18 protein-coding genes and 1 pseudogene are annotated in these 20,608 nt (G+C 65.4%); 6 read left to right on the top strand and 13 right to left on the bottom strand.

The window, feature by feature from the left end; translation table 11 throughout:
• Positions 1 to 3: 3 nt before the first annotated feature.
• Genes WS78_RS34105 through acsA form a run of 3 tightly spaced genes read right to left on the bottom strand, consistent with a single transcriptional unit; the run spans position 4 to position 3,760 of the window.
• Entirely contained in the window at positions 4 to 978 is a 975-nt protein-coding gene (locus WS78_RS34105) for an alpha-ketoacid dehydrogenase subunit beta (protein ID WP_059583974.1), read from the bottom strand.
• Entirely contained in the window at positions 975 to 1,997 is a 1,023-nt protein-coding gene (pdhA, locus tag WS78_RS34100) for a pyruvate dehydrogenase (acetyl-transferring) E1 component subunit alpha (protein WP_059583971.1), read from the bottom strand. Before pdhA ends, WS78_RS34105 begins: the two co-directional genes overlap by 4 nt.
• Positions 1,994 to 3,760: an acetate--CoA ligase gene (gene acsA, locus WS78_RS34095; RefSeq protein ID WP_059583969.1), complete on the bottom strand. Its 1,767-nt coding sequence runs from the start codon at positions 3,758 to 3,760 to the stop codon at positions 1,994 to 1,996. The genes pdhA and acsA overlap by 4 nt, the downstream gene beginning before the upstream one ends.
• 622 nt (positions 3,761 to 4,382) lie before the next feature.
• Between acsA and WS78_RS37905 the strand changes: the two genes are divergently transcribed.
• From WS78_RS37905 to WS78_RS34070, 6 genes and pseudogenes are all read left to right on the top strand, one after another.
• Positions 4,383 to 4,793 carry an exo-beta-N-acetylmuramidase NamZ domain-containing protein gene (locus WS78_RS37905; protein ID WP_059583967.1) on the top strand — a complete coding sequence of 137 codons (411 nt, stop codon included), beginning with the start codon at positions 4,383 to 4,385 and terminating at the stop codon, positions 4,791 to 4,793.
• Between the two features lie 456 nt (positions 4,794 to 5,249).
• Positions 5,250 to 5,795 carry an Hsp20/alpha crystallin family protein gene (locus WS78_RS34085; protein WP_059583965.1) on the top strand — a complete coding sequence of 182 codons (546 nt, stop codon included), beginning with the start codon at positions 5,250 to 5,252 and terminating at the stop codon, positions 5,793 to 5,795.
• Between the two features lie 29 nt (positions 5,796 to 5,824).
• Positions 5,825 to 7,117: an efflux RND transporter periplasmic adaptor subunit gene (locus WS78_RS34080; protein WP_226377349.1), complete on the top strand. Its 1,293-nt coding sequence runs from the start codon at positions 5,825 to 5,827 to the stop codon at positions 7,115 to 7,117.
• Positions 7,118 to 7,133: 16 nt separating this feature from the next.
• Positions 7,134 to 8,682: pseudogene (locus WS78_RS34075) on the top strand (ABC transporter ATP-binding protein/permease); the annotation flags it as partial.
• Between the two features lie 120 nt (positions 8,683 to 8,802).
• Complete coding sequence (locus tag WS78_RS37900) at positions 8,803 to 9,228, top strand: ABC transporter permease (protein ID WP_226377358.1); 426 nt, start codon at positions 8,803 to 8,805, stop codon at positions 9,226 to 9,228.
• A 121-nt stretch (positions 9,229 to 9,349) separates the two neighbouring features.
• On the top strand, positions 9,350 to 10,789 hold the full coding sequence (locus WS78_RS34070; RefSeq protein ID WP_198174687.1) for an efflux transporter outer membrane subunit: 1,440 nt from the start codon (positions 9,350 to 9,352) through the stop codon (positions 10,787 to 10,789).
• Positions 10,790 to 10,808: 19 nt separating this feature from the next.
• On the opposite strand, the gene WS78_RS34065 is transcribed toward WS78_RS34070, so the two are convergent.
• From WS78_RS34065 to WS78_RS34020, 10 genes are all read right to left on the bottom strand, one after another.
• A complete protein-coding gene (locus WS78_RS34065) occupies positions 10,809 to 11,657 on the bottom strand; it encodes an ABC transporter permease (RefSeq protein ID WP_059710775.1) in 849 nt (282 codons plus the stop codon).
• The gene (locus tag WS78_RS34060) at positions 11,614 to 12,426 is read right to left on the bottom strand and encodes an ATP-binding cassette domain-containing protein (protein ID WP_059583957.1); all 813 of its coding nucleotides are present in this window, start codon (positions 12,424 to 12,426) and stop codon (positions 11,614 to 11,616) included. Before WS78_RS34060 ends, WS78_RS34065 begins: the two co-directional genes overlap by 44 nt.
• A 552-nt stretch (positions 12,427 to 12,978) precedes the next feature.
• Positions 12,979 to 14,031, bottom strand: a complete 1,053-nt coding sequence (hypE, locus tag WS78_RS34055; RefSeq protein ID WP_059583956.1) for a hydrogenase expression/formation protein HypE — start codon at positions 14,029 to 14,031, stop codon at positions 12,979 to 12,981.
• Entirely contained in the window at positions 14,028 to 15,173 is a 1,146-nt protein-coding gene (hypD, locus tag WS78_RS34050) for a hydrogenase formation protein HypD (RefSeq protein ID WP_059583954.1), read from the bottom strand. Before hypD ends, hypE begins: the two co-directional genes overlap by 4 nt.
• A complete protein-coding gene (locus WS78_RS34045) occupies positions 15,170 to 15,412 on the bottom strand; it encodes a HypC/HybG/HupF family hydrogenase formation chaperone (RefSeq protein ID WP_059584010.1) in 243 nt (80 codons plus the stop codon). The genes hypD and WS78_RS34045 overlap by 4 nt, the downstream gene beginning before the upstream one ends.
• The gene (gene hypF, locus WS78_RS34040) at positions 15,412 to 17,745 is read right to left on the bottom strand and encodes a carbamoyltransferase HypF (RefSeq protein ID WP_197419437.1); all 2,334 of its coding nucleotides are present in this window, start codon (positions 17,743 to 17,745) and stop codon (positions 15,412 to 15,414) included. Before hypF ends, WS78_RS34045 begins: the two co-directional genes overlap by 1 nt.
• Positions 17,742 to 18,029 (bottom strand): hydrogenase/urease maturation nickel metallochaperone HypA, encoded by a 288-nt coding sequence (locus WS78_RS34035; protein WP_059583950.1) that lies wholly within the window; start codon positions 18,027 to 18,029, stop codon positions 17,742 to 17,744. The genes hypF and WS78_RS34035 overlap by 4 nt, the downstream gene beginning before the upstream one ends.
• The gene (locus WS78_RS34030) at positions 18,022 to 18,549 is read right to left on the bottom strand and encodes a hydrogenase maturation protease (protein WP_059583948.1); all 528 of its coding nucleotides are present in this window, start codon (positions 18,547 to 18,549) and stop codon (positions 18,022 to 18,024) included. Before WS78_RS34030 ends, WS78_RS34035 begins: the two co-directional genes overlap by 8 nt.
• Entirely contained in the window at positions 18,546 to 19,841 is a 1,296-nt protein-coding gene (locus WS78_RS34025) for a Ni/Fe hydrogenase subunit alpha (RefSeq protein ID WP_059583945.1), read from the bottom strand. The genes WS78_RS34030 and WS78_RS34025 overlap by 4 nt, the downstream gene beginning before the upstream one ends.
• Complete coding sequence (locus WS78_RS34020; protein WP_059583942.1) at positions 19,831 to 20,607, bottom strand: NADH-quinone oxidoreductase subunit B family protein; 777 nt, start codon at positions 20,605 to 20,607, stop codon at positions 19,831 to 19,833. Before WS78_RS34020 ends, WS78_RS34025 begins: the two co-directional genes overlap by 11 nt.
• Position 20,608: the final 1 nt, after the last annotated feature.

Here is a 20,608-nt window from a genome sequence, read left to right as displayed (position 1 = left end):
CATTCACGAAAGCAATTGTTTCACCGCGGCGACAATCTTGTCGACTTGCGGCAAGGCCGCCTCTTCCATGTGCCGGGCATACGGAATCGGTACGTCCTCGGCGCACACGCGCGCGAGCGGCGCATCGAGTTCGTAGAAAGCCTGTTCGACGATGCGCGCGATGATTTCTGCGGCGACGCTCGCGCTGCGCCAGCATTCGTCGACGATTACCGCCCGCCGACACTTGATCACCGAAGCCATGATCGTCGCGTCGTCGAGCGGGCGCAGCACGCGCAGATCGAGCACTTCGGCCGAAATGCCGTCGTTTGCGAGCGCATCGGCCGCCTGGAGCGCTTTCGGCAATGAGCCGCCATACGCAATGATCGCGACGTCCCGACCGTCGCGCCTCACCTTCGCCGACCGGATGTCGACGGCATCGGCATCGGGCAAATCGCCCTCCATGTTGTAGAGGCCGGCATGCTCGAAGATCAGCACGGGGTCCGGATCGGCCAGCGCCGGCGCCAGCATGTGGCGCGCGTCTTCGATGGTCGCGGGCGCGAGGACCTTGATTCCCGGAATGCCGGCATACCAGCCTTCGAAGCTGTGCGAATGCTGCGCCGCAACCTGTCGGCCGGCGCCCGTGGCCATTCGGACGACGAGCGGCACGGAGAATTGCCCGCCGGACATGTGGTGATAAAGCGCGGCGGTGTTGACGATCTGATCGAGCGCCAGCAGGCTGAAGTTGACCGTCATGACCTCGACGATCGGGCGCATGCCGCCCAGTGCCGCGCCGATGCCCGCGCCGGTGAAGGCGAGTTCCGACAGTGGTGTGTCGCGGATGCGTTCGGGACCAAACGCATCCAGCAATCCGGCCGACACGGCATAGGTGCCGCCGTATCGGCCCACGTCCTCGCCCATCAGAAACACGCGCGGGTCGTTCGACAGCGCGTCGCGCAACGCGTCGCGCAGCGCTTCGCGGTAGGTGAGCCGCTTGGTCACGATGGGCCTCCCGTTATCGTGTACACGTCTTTCGCGAGGTCTTCGACGCACTCCCACTCGCCGGCCTCGGCAAACGCGACGGCGCGCGCTACTTCAGCGTTCGCGTCGGCGTCGAGCGCGACGAATTCGTCCTCCGTCAGCTTGCCTTCGGCCTTGAGCCGAGCGGTGAACGTGTGGATCGGCCCGCGCGTCTTCCATTCGTCGACTTCCGCCTTCTGGCGATAGAGTTCGGCGTCGTACATCGAATGCGCGCGGAAGCGGTAAGTGCGAAGTTCCAGGAACATCGGCCCCTCGCCACCTCTCACGTATTCGACGGCGTCCATGGCCGCCTCGTGCGCGGCGACGACGTCCATTCCGTCGGCCGACGACACACGCATGTCGTACGATGCGGCTTTCACGCAGAGGTCCGTCTGGGACTCGCTGCGCTCGACGGCCGTGCCCATCGCGTACAGGTTGTTCTCGCAGCAGAACAATACCGGCAGCTTCCAGAGCGCCGCGAGATTCATCGATTCGTGGAACACGCCCTCGGCGACTGCGCCGTCGCCGAAAAAACACGCGGTGACGCGCTTGCCGGACTGCATCTTCTCGGCGAGTGCGAGCCCGGCCGCGAGCGGCAAGCCGCCGCCCACGATAGCGTTCCCGCCGAATAGTCGGATGCGCCGGTCGAACAGATGCATCGAGCCGCCACGACCGCGTGCGCAACCCTCGCGCTTGCCGTACATTTCCGCCATCAGGACGCCCATGTCCATGCCGCGCACCAGTGCGTGAGCGTGTTCCCGGTAGGTCGCGACGACGTTGTCGTCGGGATCGAGGGCGTGCAACGCGCCAATGCCGGTGGCCTCCTCGCCGATGTACAGATGGAGGAAGCCCCGTATCTTGCCCGCGCCGTACAGCTCGGCGCATTTCTCTTCGAGACGGCGCACGCGCAGCATGTCGCGCAGCAGGACGAGCGCAAGGTCCTTGCCGTAGGGCACGGGGCCCGACGGCGGCGGCGGAGCGGGGTGCTCGACGGTCGTCATGCGCCTGCCTCCAGTGTCGAGATGTCCCCTTCGGCCAGCCCCAGCTCACGGGCTTTCAGCAGGCGGCGCATAATCTTGCCGCTGCGCGTATGCGGTAGTTGCTCGACAAACGCGATTTCCTTCGGAGCGACTGCCGCCCCTAGACGCATTCTGGCGTGAGCGAGCAATTCCATGCGGAGCGCCTCGTCGGGCTGGTGGCCCGCATTCAGCGAGACGAACGCCTTGACCGCCTCGCCGACCACCGGATCGGGCTTACCGATCACCGCGGCTTCGGCGACGGCCGGATGCGCCATCAGCGCGCTTTCCACTTCGAACGGGCCGATCAGATGCCCCGCCGATTTGATCACGTCGTCGGCGCGCCCGACGAACCAGTAGTAACCGTCCGCGTCGCGCTGCGCCAGATCGCCCGTCAGATACCAGCCGCCCGCGAAACACTTCCCGTAGCGCGCGTCTTCATTCAGGTAGCCGCGAAACATTGAGGGCCATCCTTGCCTGAGCGCCAGCTCGCCCTCGACGCCTGGCTCGTCGACGAGCTGCACGCCGCCTGCCGCGTCGCGGCGCAAGATCGCCGCATCGACGCCGGGCAGCGGCCTGCCCATCGAACCGGGCTTGATGTCGAAGGCGGGAGTGTTCGCGATCATGATCCCGCCCGTTTCCGTCTGCCACCAGTTGTCGTGGATCGGCAGCCCCAACACTTCCTTTCCCCACCAGACGGCTTCCGGATTCAACGGCTCGCCGACGCTCGCGATGAAGCGCAGGCATGGGAACGCATGGCGCTTCGCGACTTCGGCGCCGGCTCGCATGAGCATGCGCACGGCAGTCGGCGCGGTGTACCAGACGGACACGCGCTCGTCCTCCAGGATGCCGTACCACCGTTCGGCGTCGAATTCCTCGCGATCGACAACGGACGTCACGCCATGCAGCAGCGGCGCAATGATCCCGTACGAGGTGCCCGTGACCCATCCGGGATCGGCGGTACACCAGTAGGTATCGTCGGCGTGCAGGTCGAGCGCGTATCGGCCGGTGGCCCAATGCGTGATCGCCGCGTCATGCACGTGCACCGCGCCCTTCGGCGTGCCCGTGGTGCCGCTCGTGAAATGCAGCAGTGCCATGTCTTGCGCGGAGGTCGCTTCGTAGCGGCAAGAATCGGATGCGCTCGCCATCAGTGCGGCGAGGTCCTGCGTGCTGGGGATCAGTGTTGCGCCGGACTCTTCGGCGATGAGCAGGACGTGCTTCAGTCCCGGCATGCGATCGCGCCATCGCGCGATCTTACGCTCGAAGAGCGCGTCGGTCGTGACGAGCACCGTTCCCGCGCCCAGGTTGATTCGCGTGGCGATGGGCTCCGGCCCGAACGCGGAGAACAGCGGCGAGACGACCGTACCGTTTTTCAGGCTGCCGAGCACCGCGATGTAGAGCTCGAGGATGCGACCGGCGACGATGAAGAGACGGTCGCCCTTGCCGACTCCCAAGCTGCGCAGCACGTTGCAGAAGCGGTTGCTCAGCGCCGCGAGTTCGCCGTAGCTGACGGCTCGGGGCGCCGCATCGCGTGCGAGAAAGCGCAGCGCGGTCTTGTCTCTGCCGGGGCCAGTGCAATGGCGATCGACGGCCTGCCACGCGATATTCAGGCCGCCGCCCGGCTCGACAGCGAGTTCCCGTGCGGCGGCGGCCCACGAGAATCGGCGTCGTTCGTCGTCGTAGTCGAGCAGATTCGGGGTGACCCGCAGGTCGGCGGGCGTTTTGGCGATTACCGCAGGCGCGTTCATACAAACATGATCCGGTCGACCTCGAGCTTTCACTCTAGATAGCGAATGCCGACGCACAGTTGACATGCGTCAAGGGCGATTCGGCGCGATGTCGAGGGCGTAGCATTGGCGCAGTGCGTCAATGCGTCGGCCCGATCCGCACGAGACGAGCGCGAGCGCAGCAACAGAGCCAAAGGTTTCGCGCCCTTGTTGCCGGATGTGCTCGTATCGCATCGCCGCATCCGCGCGTCGACGGCCGCCACGCGCGAGGGCGAAGCCGTCCACGAATCACGTTGGTTGCACTGCCGGCCCGCGTCGGTTGTGTGGATTGCCTCAGTGCGCGCGGAAGCCCGACGACGAAACTGACTGGAAAACGCAAGGCGAAGCGCTCGTGAGAGTCTCTCTTGTCCCTTTCCTGCGTCGCGCGCGCGTGCCGCGAACGATGCTCAGCAAAGATGTCCGGCAGCCGGAACGCGGCACGACAAATCAATTTCCGCTGATTACCGATTTACGGCGGTGCGAGCGTGTTCGACGACGGGACGAACCGAGTTGTTTCTTGCCCGACCGCGTACCACCGGAGGCGACCATGGCTTGCATTCGAACGACACGGCCAGCAGACTGGGATGCTCGGACGATCGGTCGAGTGCATTTCACCGATGCTGAATCCGTCCAGCTTCATGCGGGGATTGTCGGGCATCAAGAGACCGACTGCCTCTGCGAGATCGTCGGCCACTCGCTGACGGCAACCTGTCGCCGCACCGGGCTCGACGACGCGCGCTTTCGGCCGTGGGCACGAGCGTTTCGCGATTGCGCGTTCGACCGCCACCGCCTCGGAACCGCACTGGCGTCCAGATCGATCTCGTCACGCGTCATCTCGAAGAGACGCCTGTCTCCTGCCGAACGCGGCAACGCGGCGCTGCCGCTGTATCCGAATATCGGCCTCGTCGAAGGTGTGGAGCTTAGCGTCGGATGGAAGATGGCGACGCCGTTCCGTGTGATCGGTGCGCCGTGGATCGACGGCTGCGCGCTCGCGGATGACCTCAGCGCGATGTAACTGAACGCCACGTTCGTGCCGACCTGGTTCGTGGCGACACAAGGGACGCACGGCGCCGCGCACCGCGAGGGTCTGTAGACTGGACCGCTGCCGGGAACCATGCGGCCGGGCGGCAACGGGCTGGCGGTTGCGCCCGTGCTGCCTACGCGCTGCCGGGACCGCTTCCGAATCGACGCGATTCGCGCGTTGGTTGGCTCGCCCGTGATGGCGGACCTGTCGGCCGACGGGTGTACGCCGCGAAATCGAGCGGTTCGCCGATGCGCAGAACGCGGTGCTCGCACGCGAGCGGGCGGCGTTTCTGCTGTATTGACGCCGGCGTTCTCGACATCTGGATCGTGCGTCGCCCCGGCGAGTGCAAAGCCCCCTCGCGTCCCCATTTTGGCCGTTGATCTTCGTCAACGAACGCGACCGGTACCAGCCGAAAATGGGCTCTCCATTGACGAAAAGGAGTGCGACATGAGCGAGCCAACCACCAAGCTGCCGGTCAAGAAGGCGCAGGCCAATACGGAAGAATCGTCGTTGACCGCGCCTTTCTGGCACCCTATCGAGACACTGCGGCGCGAGATCGATCGCCTGCTCGACGATTTCGATCACGGCGTGCGCGTGTCGTCGATGCGTCGATCAATCTTCGACATCGAACCGTTCTGGCGCCGCGGACGAGAATGGTCGGCCGAGCCCGCAGTCGACTTCATCGAAACCAACAAGTCCTACGAAATCACGGCGGAATTGCCGGGCTTGAGCGAGAAGGACATCGAGGTCAAGCTCTCGAACGGCGGCCTGTCGATCCGCGGCGAAAAGCAGGAAGAGAAGGAAGAAAAGCGCAAGGACTATTACGTTCACGAGCGCCGTTTCGGTGCGTTCGAGCGATACTTCAGGATGCCGGACGGCGTGGACTGCGACAAGATCGAAGCAACGTTCGACAAGGGCGTGCTGAAGGTCACGCTGCCAAAGACGCCGGAAGCATCCAATGCCGAGAAGAAAATCGAGATCAAGGCGGGCTGACGCTTCGCCGTTTCCCGATCGAGAACCGCGTGACCGATTTCGCCGACCGTGTCGATGCGGTGGATGCCCGCCATCTAGGCGGCGGCGCGGTCGCGCCTCGCAATAGCGTCACCGGTCGTCCACGCCGGCGATTTACGGCGCGGACTTGGATGGCAATCACCAGCCTGCTGCTGCTCGGAGCCGCATTGCTGGCGTGGTGGCTCGTCGCGAACCGCAGCGAGCCCGTGCATTATGTCACGAGCCCCGTCACGCGCGGGTCGATCGTGCGCACGGTTACGGCGACAGGCACCTTGAACCCCGTGCTGACGATCATCGTCGGCAGCTATGTGTCGGGTGTGATCCAGAGCCAGTATTGTGACTTCAACACACGCGTCCATAAAGGCCAGCTCTGCGCGAAGATCGATCCGCGCCCGTATCAGGCCGTGGTCAACCAGGCGCGCGCTGACCTGGCGAACGCACGCGCGCAGATCGTCAAGGATCGCGCCCAGCTCGACTATGCGCGGCGGAACGACGAACGCGACGCGAAACTGCTCAACCACGGCATCGTCTCCCAGGACACCGCTGACAATGCGCGCAGCGTGCACGAACAAGCGAAGGCCCAGGTCGCCGTCGACGCCGCGGCGATCGACGAGAAGGCCGCAGCCCTCGACACGGCGCTCGTCAATCTAGGCTACACGGACATCGTGTCGCCTGTCGACGGCACCGTCGTCTCACGCAACATCACCATCGGCCAAACCGTTGCCGCGAGCTTCCAGACGCCGACACTCTTCCTGATCGCGACCGACCTGACGCACATGCAGGTGGACACGAACGTCAACGAGAGCGATGTCGGTGACCTGCATGAAGGCAATGCCGCGACCTTCACCGTCGAAGCTTTCCCGAAACGGCAGTTCGAAGGGCATGTTTTGCAAGTGAGGCAGGCCCCGCAGACCGTGCAGAACGTCGTGACGTACGACGTCGTGGTCAGCGTCGCGAACGACGACCTGAGCCTGAAGCCTGGGATGACGGCGACGACACACATCGTCATCGACCGGCATGATCACGCGCTGCGCGTGCCGGATCAGGCGTTGCGCTACACGCCGTCCGGGGCGGGCGTGAACCCGGCGGAGCTGCAGCCCGATGGCCGTCCGCAGTCCGCCGCTCGGGTCTGGGTGCTTCGCGACGGCCGTCCTTTCGCGATCGATGTCGCGACTGAGCTAGACGACGATACGTATTCCGAGGTGACGCGCGGCGCGCTCAGGGAGGGCGATCGAGTCATCGTCGCCGAAACGATCGCACACGCCGGAGCCGGTACGATCGCCACGCCGCTGTTGCGCAGGTGACGACGCGAGGCGCGCGATGGGCGAGATTGTGGTCGAGCTTCGGGATGTGACGAAGGTCTATGCGACGGGCGGCGTGGAAATGCGCGCGCTCGACTGCGTCAACCTCTCGATCGAACGCGGCGAATTCATCGCAGTCATGGGATCGTCGGGCTCCGGCAAATCGACGCTGATGAACGTGCTCGGCTGTCTCGATCGCCCGAGCGGCGGCCGCTACGTGCTGGAGGCGGTCGACACCGCCGGGCTCTCCGAGCCAGATCTCGCACGCATCCGCAGCAGCCGGATCGGCTTCGTGTTCCAGAGCTTCAACCTCCTCGCGCGGACGAGCGCACTCGAGAATGTCGCACTTCCTCTCTTCTACGCGACAACGGGGCCGGCAAGCCGCGCGGAGCGCGTCGCGCGCGCACGGCAGGCGTTGCGCTTCGTCGGTCTAGCCGATCGCGAGCGCAATACCAGCAGCCAGCTCTCCGGCGGGCAGCAGCAGCGCGTAGCGATCGCACGGGCGCTCATCGGCAACCCGAGCATGCTGCTTGCCGACGAGCCGACCGGCAATCTCGATACGCGCACGTCGCACGACATCATGTCGATGCTGCTCGCGCTCAATCGCGAACACGGCATGACGATCGTGGTCGTCACCCACGAGCAGGATATCGCGGCGTATATGGACCGCGTCGTGACGATGCGCGATGGCAAAATCGTGTCCGACGAACGCCGAGACACGCGTTCGGGCGTATACGCGGGCAAGACGGCCCAGGCTCCACCCGCTGGCGCGTCGGGCCCGCAAACCGCGTCTTACGGCCGGCTGCGGTCGGGCTTTGCGACGATGACACTGTCTGCCGCCGCAGTCGCACTCTGGCGCAACAAGATGCGCTCGGCACTCACCGTGCTCGGCGTCTTCATCGGCGTCGCCGCGTTGATCGCGATGGTCGCCGTCGGGAAGGGCGCCAACGAAGCGGTGCGCAAGCAAATCGAAAGCCTTGGCACTAACCTCCTCGTTGTCCTGCCCGGCGCGACGACGGCCACCGGCGTACGTGCCGGCTCCGGCAGCGCGTCGACGCTGACCGTCGACGACGCGCGCGCTGCGGCGCGACGACACGGCCGTCAGTTCCGTCAGTTACCTGATCCGCCAGATAGGCCAGGTCGAGTACAGCGGCCAGAACTGGTCAACGAACATCCAAGGGATCGCCCCCGGTTATCTGAACACCACGGGCTGGCACATCGCAGTCGGGCGCGCGCTAGACGAAAGCGACGAGCGGGATGCCGCGATGGTCGCGCTTATTGGGCAAACCGTCTATCAGCAGTTGTTCGCGCGGGGCGAAAACCCCGTCGGCGCCAAGATCCTCGTGAAGGGCGCGCCGCTGCGCGTTGTCGGCCTGCTCGCGGCAAAAGGGCAAACGGCGTACGGGCAGGACCAGGACGACGTGCTGCTCATGCCGTTCAGCGCGGCCGAACAGAAAGTGCTCGGCGTCGCGGTGCCGAACCAGGCCCAGACGTCAGCCGATCCATATTTTCCACCCGTCGCGAATCCTTACGGAAGCTTTCCGCGGCTCACCGGCTACGTCAACCAGATCTATGTGCAGGCCGCGAGCCCGACGCTAGTGCAGACCGCCATCGACCAGGTGACAGACACGCTGCGGCGACGGCATCATCTGCGCGCGTCTGAAAACAGCGATTTCGCGGTGCGCGACTTGAGCCAGATTGCGGAAACCGCGCAGGGCAGCAGTCGCATCATGGCGCTCCTGCTCGCGACGGTCGCGTCGATTTCGTTGCTCGTCGGCGGCATCGGCATCATGAACATCCTGCTCGTGTCGGTCACCGAGCGCACGCGCGAGATCGGGCTGCGAATGGCGATCGGCGCTCGCCGTCTCCACGTACTGCTGCAGTTTCTCGTCGAGGCCGTGTTCCTCAGCGCGATGGGCGGTGTCGGCGGTATCGTATTCGGAATCGCCGCATCGGAACTGATCACGGCCATCGCGCACTGGCCTGTCCTGGTGTCGCCGGCTGCCGTCGCGGGCGGCTTTGCTTTCTCGACCGTCGTCGGCATCTTCTTCGGCTATTACCCTGCGAGGAAGGCATCCCGGCTCAATCCAATCGAGGCGCTGCGCTATGAGTGACGGCTTCGGCGTCTCCCGCCACAGCGCCGCGGCGTGCCGCGGATGGCAGCGGTGCCTGTCGCCGGCAGTGCTGCTGGGCGCGATCGCGACGCTCGCTGGGTGCGCGGCGGGGCCCGACTACGTGTCGCCCGCGCCGCCACTCGACCCCCGCTTCCTGCCGTCCCCCGCTGCCTTCCCGCCGGCGGGAGGCGACGACGGCACCCAGCACGCACAAGCAGGCGCGGCCGTGCCCGAACGCTGGTGGACCGCGTTCGCTTCGCCTCAACTCGACGACACGGTCTCGGAAGCGATCGCGGACAGCCCAACGCTCGACACCGCGCGCGCGACTCTTGAGCAGGCGCAACAGGCCATCCTGGCGGCACGCGGCGGGTTGTTTCCGCAAGTGGATGTCGCGGCCAGTGGCAAGCATGCCCGCACGAGCATCGGTGCCGACGAGTCGGTACATACGATTGGCAACCTGCTCGCCGTCGGCCCGACCGTCAGCTACGACCTCGACCTGTCAGGCCGCGTGCGACGGCAAGTCGAACAGCAGACCGCGCTGGCCGAGTACCAGCGCGACGCGCTCGCCGCTGCCTATCTTGCATTGACAGGCAACACTGTGACGCAGGCGCTGACGGCTGCGAGCGCGCGCGAGCAGATTGCTGCCGTCGACGACATCGTCGCGGTGGACCGGCACAATGTCGAACTCGTCGAAATCGAGCGAGTGGTGGGCAAGGCGTCGGACAGCGACGTGCTCGCTGCACGCAGCCAGCTTGCATCCGACCTCGCGCTGGCACCACCACTCGCGCAGCAACTGAGCGCGGCCGAGGATGCGCTCGCGATTCTCGTCGGCAAAACGCCCGCAAGATGGCAAGCGCCGCGTTTCGATTTCGGCATGATCGCGCTGCCGCTCGAAGTTCCGGTGAGCCTTCCGTCGGCATGGCTGAAGGCGCGGCCCGACATTCGCGCGGCGCAGGCACAGCTGCATGCGGCAAGCGCCGCGATCGGCGTCGCGACGGCGCAGCTCTATCCGGACGTGACTTTGAGCGCGTCGTGGACGCAAGCCGCGAGCGCAATGGGGCCGCTTTTCGAACCGGCAAGCCGGCTATGGTCGGTCGCGGCCGCGCTGACGGTGCCGCTCTTTCATGGCGGCACGCTTAAGGCGCAGCAGCGCGAGGCGATCGATGCGTTCGACGCCCAGCTCGGCTCCTACCGACAAACAGTGCTGACCGCGTTCGGCCAAGTCGCCGATACGCTGCGCGCGCTCGAGCATGATGCCGACGCGCTCGCCGCGCAACGCGAGGCGCTGGACACAGCGAAAGCGTCGCTCGACCTCGAGCAGGAGAGCTATCGCGTCGGCACCGCGAGCCTGGTCGACGTGCTGCAGGCGCAGCGACTTTACGCGCAGGCACGCGTCGGCTACGCGAAAGCGAAAGGGCTACGGTATGTTGATACGGCCCAGCTTTACGTCGCGATGGGCGGCGACGCGCATGCGTGGGCGGACCGCGATGCGGGGCACCGGGAACCGACCTCGGATGCTGGCCGCCCCCTCGACCGCCGTCACGCTGGCGGCGGGGAGTGATCCACATCGCTGCCCCGCATCAGCGGGCGATATGTGGATAGAGCCGTGCGCTTACGATCACCATCATCACGAGAAAAACAGTCAGCACGACAAGATCGTGCGCGAGTCCCAGATGCGGGACCGCGTCATAGCCTGGCAACAGAAGCAAGCGCAGCGCATCGACCTGGTAGCTGAGCGGATTCAGGTGGGCGACGACCTGCAGCGCGCGCGGCATCATCGCTGTCGGATAGATCGCGTTGCTCGCGAAAAAGAGCGGCATTGTCAGCAGTTGCCCGACGCCCATGAAGCGCTCCCTCGTCTTCACGAGGCACGCGATGATCAGCGAGAAGCTCGAGAACACAGCAGCGCCGAGCACCACGAACAGCACGAGCCCTGCGAGCGCGAGCGGATCGAAGCGCATGTGCACACCGAGCATCGCGCCCAACGCAATGACCACCATGGCCTGGACCAGCGCGCGCGCTCCACCGCCGAGCGCCTTGCCCAGCACCAGCGCCGCACGCGGCGTCGGGCTCGCCAGAAACTTGTGAACGATGCCGAGGTCGCGCTCCCAGATGATCGAGATGCCGTTGAAGATAGCGATGAACAGCACGCTTTGCGCGAGGATCCCCGGCGTCAGGAAATCGAGGTAGCCCATGTCTACGGTCTCAATTACGCGTGCCCGGCTCATCACCTGCCCGAAGATCAGCAGCCAAAGCGCCGGTTGGATCGCGCGAGTCGCGAGTTCGGTTGGGTCGTGCCGCAGCTTGCGGATCTCCATGTCGGCAATCGCCAGCGTCTTCGCAACAAACTGCGCGAAGCGCCGAGCCATCCCGGGCAGCGGCACGTCAGCTGAGTCGCTCGGAGGTGCGGCGCGTCTGTGACGTTTCATCATACGATCCCTGCGTGCCTGCTTCGTCACGCGTGAAGTACGCGAAGGAATCTTCGAACGTCGCACCAGGCCCGATTTGTGCGGTGAGCTCTCGCGGCGCACCGATCGAGGTGACACGACCGCGACTCATGATCGCGACGCGGTCGCACAGCCGTTCGGCTTCCTCGAGGTAGTGCGTCGTCAGCAAGATTGCACTGCGGTACTCCGCCTTGAGTCGTTCGACCTGCTCCCAGACAGTTGTTCGCGCGATTGGATCGAGTCCTACGGTTGGCTCGTCCAGAAACAGCACCTTCGGACGATGCAGGGTCGATTGCGCGATCTCGAGGCGCCGAATCATCCCGCCCGAGTAGGTCTTGACGAGCTTGTCGCCGAATTCGGCGAGTTCCATGAAAGCCAGAGCGCTGCGAATTCGGGCGGCGCGTTCCGCGCGCGGAATGTCATACAGCTTCGCAAACACAAGCAGGTTCTCGTAGCCAGTCAGATCGCCGTCCGCTGACAATGCCTGCGGCACGTACCCGATCTCGCGTCGCACCGAGCTCGCCGCCTCGACGATATCAAAACCGGCGACGGTCGCGCGACCAGATGTCGGCGGAAGCAGCGTCGTCAGCATCTTGATCACCGTCGTCTTGCCGGCGCCGTTGCGTCCGAGCAAGCCTAACGCCTCCCCGGGATTCAGGGACAAGGTCATTTCGTCGACAGCGCAGAGCTCGCCGAAACGGCGGGTGAGACGGTCAGTCGCAACGACCGGCTTGAGTGACGCTTTGTTCATGCAAGCACCGATCCTGAAAGGGAGCCGCAGCACGAAAGGAAGACAGTACGACGTTTGATACGAATTTTTGCAGTCGTGGATTCCACGCGCTTGACGCACGTCAATCGAGTCTGCAACGCGCCCGGTGACGCGCAAAAGCTCGAGAAAAGCGACTACCCCGTCCACCGGATCGGACACGCGATCCGCGTCGACCTGTTCACGTGGTACACAAAGCCGCCTCAAACATGGCATGGCGGCGGCGACAAATCTGCAGCAGTCACGGCATAAGCGGAGGGATCTACATGAATCCGACGCAACGCTCCAACAAACTGCCCAGCAGAAGCTGTTTCAAGAACCTTCGCCGACGCGCGCCAGACCAATGTCGACCTCCACGATCGGATCGTCGCGCGGCGCGGCATGATGATGAGTCGTGAGCCGGGCGTGGAATTTTCGCTGCCTAGCGATCCGCTTTTGCCCAACTGGTCATGCGTCCAGGCACGCGAATTCGAATGTCCGATTTCAGGTTTCAGCCGAAGCAGTCGCTTCTTTTCGATCAAACTGCTTGTAGCCCGGTCAGCAAATTCGCGGTAACTGTTCCCCGCTTAGCATGTCCAGATTGCGCGCTCCGCCTATCGTGTGCAGACGCACATCAGGCTGTCGGGCGCGCTCGACACGCCCGATGACGGCGGCGTCGCGACTGAAGCACCTGAGGCACGCCAGCGCTGATTCTGTGTGCGCGGCCGGCACGAGTGCAACGAATCGGCCCTCGTTTGCCACGTACAGAGGATCCAGCCCGAGAATTTCACAGGCTCCCCGTACCGCGTCGCTAATGGGGATCGCGGTCTCGTCGAGTTCGATCAGGAGATTCGCGGCCTCCGCAATCTCGATCAGGGCGGTCGCGAGCCCGCCTCGTGTCAGGTCGCGCATGCAATGAATCTCGATCCCCGCCGCGATCAATGAGCGCACGGAGTCCGCAAGCGGCGCGCAATCGCTCGTGATTGCCGTCTCGAACTCCAGCCCTTCTCGCACTGCGAGGACTGCGATGCCATGCCGTCCTATATCGCCGCACACGATCACCGCGTCCCCAGGCTGGACATGCCGCGGTGCAATCGGGGTGCGGGAACGAATCACACCCACGCCCGATGTGTTGATGTAAAGTCCATCGCCCTTGCCGCGCTCGACGACCTTCGTGTCCCCCGTCACGATTCGCACCCCTGCCCTCGCCGCTGCATTGCGCATCGATTCGACGATTCTGCGCAGCTCGTCCATGCCGAAACCTTCTTCGATGACGAATCCCGCACTCAGATAGCATGGCTCGGCACCGCACATCGCCAGATCATTGACCGTCCCGTTGACAGCCAGTGATCCAATATCGCCGCCGGGGAAGAACAGAGGACGCACGACGTACGAATCAGTCGTGAACGCCAAATGCCCGACGTTGCGCCCGAACTCTAGCGTCGCGCCGTCGTGCGTGAAGTCGAGCGGGCCCGAGGCAAACGCTGGGCGAAACACGTCGTCGATGAGGCGATGCATGAGCCGCCCGCCGCCGCCATGTCCGATCTCGACGATGTCACGGGCACCGACGGGCGCCGGGCAGGCCGGCGAGAAACCGGAGGGCTCGTTCATGTCGATTTCCTCTCGTCACGATGCATATCGCCGATCGTGCCTGCGACAGGCGTCGGCGCTGCGCACCGGTAGCGATAATAGGCGGCACAGACCCCTTCCGACGACACCATGGTTGCGCCAAGCGGATGTTCCGGCGTACAGCGCGTGCCGAACGCGGGACACTCTCCCGGCTTCTTGCGGCCGCGCAGGAGTTCGGCCGAAATGCATTCCCCGTTGCGCTCTGGAAGCGGCGCGCCGTCGCCGAATCGCTCGAGCGCGTCGTAGCGCCGATACGCAGGTGCAAGCCCAAGTCCGCTCGCGGGGATGCTGCCCATGCCGCGCCAGCATTGCGACTGCGGCACGAACACCGTCGAGATGGCGTCGCGGGCCACGCGATTGCCGTCGCGGCGCACCGCGCGGCTGTATTGGTTCTCGACCTCGGCCCTGCCGGCTTCGAGCTGGCGAATGCACAGGTAAAGGCCCTGCAGCAGATCGACGGGCTCGAAGCCGGTTACGACGATCGGGACGTGATGACGTCGCGCAATGGACTCGTATTCCGTATATCCCATGACGGTACAAACATGCCCGGCCGCGAGAAAGCCCTGCACGCCGTTCGCCGGGTCGCCGAGAATCGCTTCGATCGCCGGCGGCACGAGGACGTGCGACGTCAGCAAGAAGAAATTTCCGATGTCTTCTCGCTCGGCCTGCAGCACGGCCATCGCGGTAGCAGGTGCCGTTGTCTCGAATCCGATCGCGAAGAACACCACGTCGCGCTCAGGCTCCCTTCGCGCAACGTTCAGCGCATCCAGCGGCGAATAGACGATCCTGACGTCCGCGCCGAGTGCACGGGCGCTCTGCAGGCTGCCACGCCCGCCCGGCACGCGCACCATGTCGCCGAACGAGCACAACGTGACGCCGGGCCGGCTCGCGATGACGATGGCGGCATCGATGACGCTCGCCGGCGTGACGCAGACGGGGCATCCCGGTCCGTGCAACAGCGATACGCCATCGGGAAGCATGCGGTCGATTCCGTAGCGCACGATCGCGTGTGTCTGGCCGCCGCAGATCTCCATGATGGTCCATGGACGTGTCGCGATTCGCGCGATTGCCGCCGCCCAGCGGCGTGCCGCGGGGGCGCTGCGCCATTCGTCGATGTGCTTCACGGGCGCGGCTCCTCGGAATCGAGGGCGCCGAGCGCGTCAAGCATCCTTGATGCCTCGTTTTCATCGATCACGGCGATCGCGAAACCTGCGTGAACTAGCACATAGTCTCCCGGGCGAGCGTCCGGAACGTAGGCAAGGTTCACCTGCTTGACAATGCCGCCGAACGCAACACGTCCGTGACGCGTCAGCGCATCGGCATTGTCGATGCCGAGAAGTTCTCCCGGAACGGCAAGACACATCAGCATTTCTCCTCGATCATGCGCCGCGCTGCGAACGCCGCCTGTCCAACGGCCAATCCGCCATCATTGGGCGGCACGCGGCGATGACACCTTGCGTCGAATCCGGCGGCCCGAAGCCGCGAAAGGGTGCTGCCCGCGAGCACCGCATTCTGGAAGCACCCGCCGGTCAGCAATACGCAACGAATACCGATCCGGTGCGCGACAGCGACGACAACGCATGCGAGGGCATCGTGGAATGCGCGCGCGAGCGCTTCCGCGGGAACACGTTCCCCGACGGCGTCCGTGAGCGCCGCAAGCATCGGACGCCAGTCCGCGATCCATGCGCCCTCCTCCTCGCGCAGCAAGGGCGCGTCGAGCGGGTGCGTACCCGCCGCGCGTATCGCGGCCCCTTCCAGTGCGATGGCGGCCTCTCCTTCAAAGCTCGAATGCGCGCATAGCCCGATGATGGCTGCGGCGGCATCGAACAGTCGCCCGGCGCTCGATGTCCAGGGCGAATGGATGCCTTGTCCGAGCATGGCCGCGAACAACCGGCGTTCGCGGGCCGCAAAAGCGGCAACCGGGCGAACGTTTGTCATCGACAACGCCGCTCCGCCATATATCGCGTGCAACGCGCCGAGTGCAGACCGGTTCGGCTCCCGTGCGGCAGCGTCACCGCCTGGCAAGCGAAACGGTTGCAAATGTGCCACGCGACGATATCGGCAATGGTCGATCACGAGAAATTCGCCGCCCCAGACGGTCCCGTCGCCGCCGTCTCCACTGCCGTCCCACGCTACGCCGAGCACGGGCTCGTCAAGACCGTTATCGACCATTCCGGCGAGCACGTGCGCAACGTGATGGGGAACGTGCAGCACTCGAGTCGGACCACGCTCGGCGAAGCGCGTACTGTGGTAGTCGGGATGCGTGTCGCAAGCGGCGATCATAGGCGCGACGCCGTACAGCGCCGCCATTGCGTCAAGCGATCGCGCGAAGGCCGCGCGCGCAGCGCTTGCGGCGAGGTCGCCGATGTAAGGGCCGAGCGCGACCTGGCCCGCCGACGAGACAGCGACGGCACTCTTCCCGTGTCCGCCGAGCGCGATGCAAGCGGCGGCGTCGCTTCCTTCCGGATCGCCCGATGCAAGGTCGAGCGGCGCATAGCCTCGTGCATGCCGCAACACAACCGGCTCGCCTGCGATCACGCGGACGACCGAATCGTCCACGGGGTGCGCGATCGGCCGGTCATGCACGAGAAAGCAGTCAGCCAGGCCGCCGAGGCGTTCGAGTGCTTCGTGCTCGCCAGCGACGATCGGTTCGCCGCCGCGGTTGCCGCTCGTCGCAACGATCGGAAAGCCCAGTTCGCCCATCAGAAGATGATGCAAAGGTGTGTAAGGCAGCATGACGCCGAGCCACGCGTTGCCGGGCGCGACGCTTGGCGCGACCAGTCCGGCGTGCGCATGCGAGCGCAGCAGAACGATCGGAGCAGCGGCGCAGGACAGCAACCGTTGCTCCACGGCGTCCATGTCGGCGAGTGCCATGACTGCGTCGCACGACGGCGCCATGATCGCGAACGGCTTCGTCGGCCGGTTTTTGCGCATGCGCAGACGGCGCACCGCCGGTTCGCCGCGCGCGTCGACAAGCAACTGAAAGCCACCGAGGCCTTTCATCGCGACGATTTCACCTTTACGCAGCGCGTTTGCCGCTTCGTGCAGCGCCTGTTGCCCGGTCGCCCTCTGCCGCCCGTCGGCGTCCCACAGCGTCAGCCCGGGACCGCATCGCGGGCACGCATTGGTCTCGGCATGAAAGCGCCGCGAGCGGGGATCGTCGTACTCGGCCCGGCACGCGTCGCACATCGCGTATTGCCGCATCGTGGTGCGTCCCCGATCGTACGGAACCCCTTCGATGATCGAAAAGCGCGGGCCGCAGTGCATGCAGGTCGTGAACGCATAGCGGTAACGACGGTCGTCCGGATTGGCCATCTCGGCAAGACAATCCGCGCAGACGGCAAGGTCAGGCAGGATGACCGGCAGACGTCCGGCCTCTCGCGTACTGGGTGCGATTTCGAAGACGTCTCCGCCTTGCGATGCAATCTCGCGGATCTGCCGGTCGCGAATGTGCATGGGGGCCGCGGCTTCCGAATCGAGTCGCTCGACGAAGCGCGCGAGCGCGGGCCGCGAGCCTTCGACCTCGAGCAACACGCCGTCGCAGGTATTGCGCACGAAGCCCGCGAGCCCTTCGCCTGTTGCGAGCCGATAGACAAACGGCCGGAATCCGACGCCCTGCACCTCACCGGTGGCCATTATGCGCAAACGCCGGGGAACGCCGGCCTCACCGGCCGCGCGCAGGAAGTCCGCCATCATGGCGCGTCTTGTCCGTCAGACGGTACGCGCAGACCGACCCGCTTCAGCATCACGTGCTGAGCATTCGCGTCTCCGACATCATCGGACGATTCGATATGGAGCGCGGCACCCTCGACGGGCGTCCCGCGTACTTCCTCTTCGAAATGCTCGCGGAAATGCTCCTGGGAAAACGGCACCAGTGCGCCTATCCACACATGGACGTCGCTCACGCCGTCCGCGCCCGCTTCGTGGGCCGCGTGGGCGATTCTTCGCACGAGATCGCGAACCAATCCTGTTTCATGCATCGCTCGAGCCCTCCTTCATGCGTCGCCTGAGCCTGTCCACCTCTGCGACGACCCGATCAGCCACATCGTCCGCAGCGGCGGCGACTTCAGGCGTGATTGCCGCGCCGTGCACGAACGATGCACCTTCGATCGCATAGATCACGATGTCCCGCGACGCGGTACCCAACGCTTCGGCCAGCGCGATCGCCTCCGCAAGGCCAAGCCCGTGACTGGACGAGAACGACGCGTCCTGCTCGAGCGCCTGCTCTGCCAGATCGATCCGGCTGACCCGGCCTGGCGAGCCCGCCGGCGCGGCAGCGTCGATGCAGACCAATGCGTCGATATCGGCCATGTCGTCGCCGATATCCATCACGTCGCCGCCGCGCGTCAGCAGCGAGACGTCGGCCGGCAAGCGGCCGGCGAGCCGCTTCACGACGAGACAACCGATGCCGTCGTCGCCGCGGTCCGGATTGCCAACCCCGATGACCCGCACGCTGCGGATCGCGGGTCGCCCGACCTGCCGTTCGATCGTGCCCGTCATGTTCGCTTCACCGTGAAGTTGAGGAAATGGGCGGAACACGAGATGCACGGATCGTGATTTCGAATCCCGCGCTCGCACCGATCGCGGATGACGTCGTCGGGCGCGTCGACGAGCGGCGCCGCCAGCGCGGCGAGATCCGCTTCGATGCTAGGCTGGTTTTGCGACGTCGGCGGGACGATGCGTGCTTCGCGAATCGTGCCGTCAGCGTCGAACGCATACCGGTGCCAGCAGATGCCGCGTGGCGCCTCGGTGCACCCGCAACCGACGCCTGCGACCGGCCCGACAGGCAGCGCGGCTTGCTCGGGCGGCTCGTATGCGGCGATCAGCCTGAGCGCCTCCTCGCACGCAAAGACGATTTCGAGCGCCCGCACGACGATGCTGCGGAATGGATTGCGACACACCGGGCCGAGCCCGGCGTCGCGCGCGAGCTCGCGCACCCAATCGGGCAGACGGTTGAAGTTCAGCGCGTAGCGCGCGAGCGGCCCGACCAGATATGCGCCGCGTCGCTTGACGTGCGCGTGCAGTGCCGTCGAATGGGCGACGTGCCGTTCCTCGAATTCGGTTTCGAACGCGCTGGCGTCGATGTCGATGTCGCGGCTCGACATCAGACGGCCTTCATTGAGCGGGTATTCGTCCGGGTGGCGCAGCGCGACAAACTCGTAGTCGCGCTCGAAATCGGGGAACGGGAACGTCGCGACCCACCGAACGAGCTCGACGGCCGTTTCGCGTGCCTCCTCGAGGGTCGCCGCGAGCGGCGCGAGGTCGGAGCGCCCGGGCACCCAGTGAAAACCGCCGACCCTGACGTTGACGGGATGAATCTCGCGGCCGCCCAGCACGCGCAACATTGCATTGCCGGCCTTTTTCAACGCGAGGCCGCGCCGCACCGCGTCGCCGTGTGCGCGGGCCATCGTAATCGCGTCCGGGAAGCCGAGAAAATCCGGCGCGTGCAGCATGACGACATGCAGTGCATGGCTCTCGATCCACTCGCCGCAATAGATCAGCCGTCGCAGCGCGCGCAACTGCCCGCCGACCTCGACGCCGAATGCGCGCTCGATCGCGTGAACGGCGCTCATCTGATACGCAATCGGACAGATTCCGCAAATTCGCGCGACGATATCGGGCACTTCGGCATAGCCGCGCCCTCTGAGCAGCGCCTCGAACAGACGGGGCGGCTCGAAGATTCGCAACCGGGCTGACGTGACGCGATCGCCGCGAATGCGCAGGTCGAGCGCGCCTTCCCCTTCGACGCGCGCGAGATAATCGACGTGTATCGTCCGCGTCTTATTCGGCATGACGCTCGCTCTCGCTCGTGAACGGCTCCACCGCCGCATAGAATGTTCGAAACGCCCGGCGAATGTCGCGCGGCGCAGCGCCGCGCGCCTGCCATTCGTTCGCCAGCGCGGGCGTGTTGGGCGTCTCCATCGGGCCGTAGCAGCCATAGCAGCCCCGCCGGAACGACGGACAAAGCGCGCCGCAGCCGGCGTGCGTGACGGGGCCGAGGCAAGGGGTGCCCTGCACCAGAACGCAGACGGCGCCGCGCGTCTTGCATTCGATGCAGACGCTGTGAGCGGGGATCGCGGGCTTGCGGCCCACGATGAACGCGGCAATCACGTCGAGAAGTTGTCCCTTGTCGATCGGGCAGCCTTGCAGTTCGTAATCAACCGGAACGTGTTCGGAAATCGGCGTGGATGTCGCCAGCGTCTCGATGTATTGCGGCGACGCATAGACCATGGAGACGAACTCGTTCACGTCGGCGAAATTGCGCAAAGCCTGAATCCCGCCCGCCGTGGCGCACGCGCCGATCGTGACGAGATACCTCGATTGCCGACGCACCTGCCGAATGCGTTTCGCGTCGTGCGCGGTCGTGATCGAACCCTCGACGAGCGAAAGGTCATAGGGGCCGCCGGCAACGGTACTCGATGCCTCGAGGAAGCTCGCGATATCGACGGAATCAGCCAGAGCCAGAAGCTCGTCCTCGCAGTCGAGCAGCGACAGCTGACAGCCGTCGCATGACGCGAATTTCCAGACAGCAAGCCGCGGACGACGTCGCTCACCCACG

It is taken from the genome of Burkholderia savannae (assembly GCF_001524445.2).
GTDB lineage: Bacteria > Pseudomonadota > Gammaproteobacteria > Burkholderiales > Burkholderiaceae > Burkholderia > Burkholderia savannae.
This window is presented reverse-complemented; position numbering and strand designations above follow the sequence as displayed.